2 pseudogenes are annotated in these 5,943 nt (G+C 77.5%); both read left to right on the top strand.

Features of this window, described 5'->3' with window-relative positions:
- Positions 1 to 2,460, top strand: a pseudogene (locus tag ICW40_RS15195) (hypothetical protein); the annotation flags it as partial.
- 2 nt (positions 2,461 to 2,462) lie between these two features.
- Positions 2,463 to 5,943, top strand: a pseudogene (locus ICW40_RS15190) (hypothetical protein); the annotation flags it as partial.

The raw sequence follows: 5,943 nt of genomic DNA, 5'->3' as shown, positions 1-5,943 counted from the left end.
GCGCTCGAGGCGTGGACGGCCCGTCTCGTGGAGCTGGTCGACGCGACCGCTGCGGCGGCGCAGGGCGGCGCGCCGACGGGCGCCGAGGCGGTCGCGCCGCCCGTGTACGGCCAGTGGGCGGCCGACCGGCACCGGGTCCCGGCCCCCGAGGAGCTGCCCCGGTGGCTGCGCGACCTCAACGCCGACGCACGGCACCGCGTCGCCGCCGGGCTGGGCGCCGAGGTGGTGCGCGCGAACCAGGAGGAGTACGTCGACGCCGCGTGGGCGCAGGTCGGCGACGTGCTCGCCGCGAACGGGCTGCTCGACCTGGCCCGGATGATGAGCATCGTCGTGACGCGCGTGCACACCAAGCACGTCGTCGGCATCGACCCGCTCCGGGCGCTCGACCTCGTCGCACCGGCCCTGCGCCGCGTGCTCCTCGGCGGCGCCACGGTGCACGACCTGGTCCGGCGCTCCGCGATGCCCGGGGGCTTCGGCACGCGCGACTTCCGACGGCTGGTCTCGCCGCGCAGCGCGCCGCTGCGTCTCGCCGCGCGTCGCGCGGGGCTGCCGCTCACGCGCTCGGGCGGTGTCGACCTGGCGCCCCTCGGACGGGCTGCCCTGGGCGCGCTCGCGCCCGACCTCCGGATGGTGCCCGATGGCCTGCGCGGCAGCCGCCTGCCCGAGCTCGTCGACACGGGACGCATCGCGCTGCCGCCCCACGAGCGCCAGCTCGTCGAGCAGCTCAGCGGCCTGGTGCGCGAGCACGCCGGACGGCTCGTCGGGGTCGTCACACCGGAGATCCGGGTGCGCCCCGACCTCGGCCGCAGCGGCGTCCTCGTCGACCGGCACCTCAGGGCGGTCCGGCAGGGCGCCGGCCGGCACGCCGACCTGGCGTCGGGGCTCGCGTCGATCCGCGCCGCCGCCGCGGCGCCCGTCGGCCCGCTCGGGGGTCACCTCGTCGGCTTCGTGCTCGCGCAGGGCGGCGTGGCACCCGTCTCCCTCGCCGCCGACGGGGCCACCCTGTCCGCGCGGCTGCATGACACGACGGCCACCGTGACCGTGTCGGCACCGCAGCTCGAGGTGCCCGGGCCGCTCCTGCGCCCGTCGGTCCCGCCGGCCGTGGTGGCGGGTCCGCTCGTGGACGCCGTGATGCGCGAGCGGATCCGCCTCTCCGCGGACCTGCTGCCCGGCACCGTCCGCCCTGGGCGGACCGGCACCGACGCCGTGCGGCCGCTCCCGCAGCCCGAGGCGGCGGCGCACGTCGGGCCCGGAGTCGCCACGGGGTCCCTGCTCCCGGTGGAGGCACTACAGGTCGAGGCGCTCCCGATCGAGGCGCTCGCGACCGACCTCGGCGTGACGGGGCAGGTCGTGACGGTCGACGCCCCGCTCCTCGTCGCGGCCGCCGTCGGGGCCTTCGCCCAGTCGTTCACGGCTGCCCGGGCGGCGTCGGTCGTCAAGACCGTGCCCGCGCCGCAGCCGTCGCCACCGCTCGACATCACCACGCTGCGCGACCACCTCGTCGAGGCGACGCGACCCACCGCGATGGCGCTCCGGCGCGCGCAGGCCCGGGTCACCGTGCAGGGCAGGGGACTTCCCGGCACCGGCGCGGGTGGGGTCGGGGACGTCACGTGGGCCCAGCTCCACCCCATGAGCCCGATCATGGTGGGCCCCGTGCTCGACCGTCCGCTGTACCTCGACCTCGCGCGGTTCGACCAGGAGCGGTTCCTCCCCGGCGCCGGCCAGATCCCCGACGACGCGATCACCCTGCTCGAGACGAACCCGCGCTTCGTCGAGTCGTTCCTCGTCGGCGCCAACCACGAGCTCAACCGCGAGCTGCTCTGGCGGAGGTACCCGACGGACCGCCGCGGCACGCCCCTGCGCGCGTTCTGGGACCGGGGGCCGGGCGGCAGGGACATCGAGCCGGTCCACACGTGGTCGCCGAGCGGCCGCCTCGGCAGCCACGGCGCCGGCGACGCCGACGGCGCCCTCGTGCTGCTCGTGCGGGGTCAGCTGCTCCGCCGCTACCCGCACACCGTCGTCTACGCGGCCCCCGCGACGCCGGACCGGCGGATCGACCCTGCCGCGGCACCGGTGCTCCCCGTCTTCGCGGGCCACCTCGACCCCGACATCGTGTTCGTCGGGTTCGCGCTCAGCGCGGCTGACGCGACCGCGGGGGACGGCACGATGTTCGTCCTCCAGGAGCAGCCCACCGAGCCCCGGTTCGGACTCGACGTGCCGCGGGGTGACGAGCAGACGGGCGCGCCGCCGACGACGTGGTCCGACCTCACCTGGGGCCACGTCGGTGTGGCCCCGGGTGGTCACTTCTCGGTCGCCGCGATCGACGGGTCGGCCGCCCGTCCGCTGACCGAGGGGTCGCCGACGTCCGTGCAGTTCGGCAAGGACGCGGCGCACGTCGCCGCGCTCACCTTCCAGCGGCCGTTCCGTGCCGCAGTGCACAGCTCGGAGGTCCTGGACTAGCCATGCCCGACGAGACACCGACACCCGAGGTGCGCGCAGCGCTCGCGCGCGCGACCGCCGCCTCCCAGCAGCAGCGCTCCGCGCTCGCCGACGCCGAGCGCCGGCTCGCCACGACGCGGGCGGAGGTCGCCGGGCTCGAGCAGCGGCTGACGCACGTGGCCGGGCGCGCGACGTCGAAGCGCGAGGAGCGCGCCCTGAGCGCGGCGCTCGCCACGTCCCGGGACGCCGCCACGACGGCTGCCGCGGACCTCGCGCAGATCGGCACCGCCCTGCGTGAGACCTACCTCGGGCTGGACCTTCTCGTGGCGGAGCTCGCGGACCCTGCGCAGCTCCTCGCCGGGCAGGTGCCGGTCGCGCTCCTCCCCGTGCGGCTCGAGACGCGGTTCCTCGGCGACGAGCTGCGGGTCCGCGTGTACCCGGACGTCCTGCACGTCGAGCAGCTCGAGGAGCTCCTCACGCCGGCCGAGGAGGAGCACGCGCACCGCTACTGGGCCGAGCGCGCCCACGCGCAGGGAGCCGACGCCGCCCGGGCCTGCTTCGACCGGTTCGCGGAGGGGAGGCCGCGCCAGCGCTTCGCGTGGACGGTGGCGGCGACGACTCCTGAGAACCTCGCGGCGCTCGGCCAGGAGCCGCCACGTTTCCCGCGGGCCGAGCTGCGGCCCGCCGGTCCGTCCCGGCCGGCACGCGCCGACCTGCTCCCGGGGCGCTGGCTCCTGCTCGGCTACCGGGACGGTCGCGAGGTGCTGCGGGTGCGGAGCGCCTTCGTGCGGCAGCCGCTCGACCTCGGGCCGGGGCCCGGCGCGGACGCCGGCCCGGCCGCCGAGGGCCCGACGGAGCGGGCCGACGAGCAGACCGCCCTCGCCGTCGACGCGGGCGCCCGGTGGCTCACGGACTACGACGAGGCCGTCGCGGCCGGGATGGCCGTCACGGTGCGGCCGAAGGACGTGGACGGCCCGCTGGCCGCGGGCTTCGACCGGCTCGTCGTGCTGGGTGTCGACCACCGTGTGGGGCCCGCGGAGGCGGCCACGCGCCTCGAGCGGACGCTGGAGGCGCACCGGTTCACCGTCGGGCTCGACCTCGTCGAGCCCGGTCTGCCCACCAACGCGGGTGCGGCGGACCCGGCGCCCGTCCGGCCTGCGGTCGCCGACCCCTCCGAGGAGGTGCCCGCGCGCCCCGCTGCGAGCGCGGCGGCCGTGGCCGCACGGGCCCTCGGCCTCGACCCGGCCGGGACCCTCGCGCGGTTGCCCGGCTCGGGCGCGGTGCCTGCGCGGTGGGCGGGTGACATGCACACCGCGCTGTGGGAGCCGACGCTCGGGTACTTCCTCCGGCAGATCCTCGACCCCCTGGTGTCGGAGGCGCAGGTCGACCTGCTGCGGGAGCAGTTCCGACGCCACGTGCGGCCGCGCGGCCCGCTCCCGCTCGTGCGCGTGGGTCGCCAGCCCTACGGGCTGCTCCCCGTGGTCGCGCTCGAGCGGCTCCGCGGGGACGCGACGGACGACCTGCTGCGACGCACGCTCTCCGCGCTCCGCGTGCACTGGTCGGTGGCCGCGAGGTACACCGAGCGGCTCGGGGGAGGCCCCGACCCGGCCACGGACCTCGTCCGGGTCCTGTCCCGTCAGGCGCGGTCCGTGGCCTACCGGGTCCGGGAGGTGCTGGGGCCGGCGGCGGTGGCGAACTCGGAGGGCGCCGAACAGCTGAGCGCGTTCCAGGAGCTGCTCGCCCGTTTCGTGCTGACGTCGATGGGCGTGCCGGGACGGCCCGAGATCGTCGACCTCACCGTCCTCGACACCCAGGAGGTGCTGCCGGTCCCGCTCGTCGCCCCCGGGCGCCTGAGCGAGACGGCAGGGCTCGCACCCGACTACGTCGCCCGGGTGCTGGCCGACGTGAGCCGGGGCGGGGCCCCGGTCACGGGAGCCGGGACGGGCACGCTGCTCGAGGCGCTCCTCGACCACGCCGCGACGCTCGAGCTGATCAGGTCCGTGACACTGGTCGCCGTGCAGGAGCTCCAGCTGCCCGTGGCCCTGCACGCCGCCCTGCGCGACGCGGAGGTCCACCTCCCGCCGGGCGTCCTGACCGCCACCGCCGGGTCGTCCGCGACCGCTGCGCCGCCCGCGCTCGCACCCCCGACGGCTTCCCGGACGAAGCCCGTGCCGGTCGGCGTGGACGCACCGGGCACGGTCTCCGCCGCCCTGACGGTCAGCGGGATGGAGCTGGCGCACCAGGTGATCGCCTCCGTGTCGGGCACCCTCACCATGGCCGAGTACGTGGGCACCCTCACGCACGCGCAGCTCGCCGCCGCCCGGACGACGCGGCAGCTCGGCGAGTTCCGCGTGGCGCTGGGCCGGCTCACCGGCGTCCCCACCGCCGAGCTCCACCGGACGTGCGCCGACGCGCTCGACGCGATGTCGCACCGCTACGACGCCTGGGCGACGTCGCTCGCGACGCGTCGTCTCGACCAGATGCGTGCCGCCGGCCCGACCGGCGTGCACCTCGGCGCCTACGGCTGGGTCGAGGACCTGCGCCCGGCGCGCCGGCCGCCGAGCAGCGGCTACGTCCACGGTCCGTCGGTCGCGCACGCCACGACCGCGGCGATCCTGCGCAGCGGCCACCTGTCCCGCAGCGACGGCGACGCCGAGGCGCTCTCGATCGACCTGAGCTCGCGCCGCGCCCGGGACGCGTTGACCCTCCTCGAGGGCGTGCGCGGCGGGCAGCCGCTCGCCGCGCTGCTGGGCTACCGCTTCGAGCGCGGGCTGCGGGACCAGGGACCCGCGGCCGCGCAGTTCATCCTCGAGATCCGGCGCCGGCACCCGTTGCCCGGGCCGGGCGACACGGCGGGCGACGGCGGTCCGCGCGAGGCCGTCGCCGCGCGCGACGTCGTCGACGGCGCGCACCTCGCCGAGCTGGACCCGGCGGGCCGGACCCGGCTCCTCGAGGAGGCCGGCGTCCCTGCCACCTACCGGCGGGCCGTGCGGACGGAGCTCGAGCGGCTCACCGACGCCGTCGACGCCCTCGGTGACCTGCTGCTCGCCGAGAGCGTCCACCAGAACGTCATGGGCAGCACCGAGCGCGCGGCCGCGGCGCTCGACGCGCTCGACCGTCAGGACGGCGTGCCGGACGCGCACGTCGCCCGCAGCCCGCGCACGGGTGACGGGCTCGGGCACCGCCTGCTCGTCGTGCTCGACGAGCGACCGCCGTCGGACGCGTGGGCCGGGCTGTCCGACGTGCGGGGGCGTGCCGAGCCGCGGCTCGACGCCTGGGTCGCCCGCGTGCTCGGCGACCCGGGCGCGTTCCGTCTCGCGGCCGAGGTGCTGGACAGCGCGGGTGGTGTCGTCGAGACGGTCGAGGTGACGCTCGCCGACCTCGGCATCTCGGCGCTCTCGACGGCGCTCGCGGCCGTACGCGCCGCCGGCGAGGGCAGCGAGCTCGAGGAGCGGGTCGCCGCGGCGGTCGCGGCCCGCGTCACCGCGCCCGACGCCGCCGGCC

Source organism: Actinotalea ferrariae, assembly GCF_019733465.1.
Classification (GTDB): Bacteria; Actinomycetota; Actinomycetes; order Actinomycetales; family Cellulomonadaceae; genus Actinotalea; species Actinotalea ferrariae_A.
Note: the sequence above shows the minus strand (reverse complement) of the source record. Positions and strands in the feature narration are given on the sequence as shown.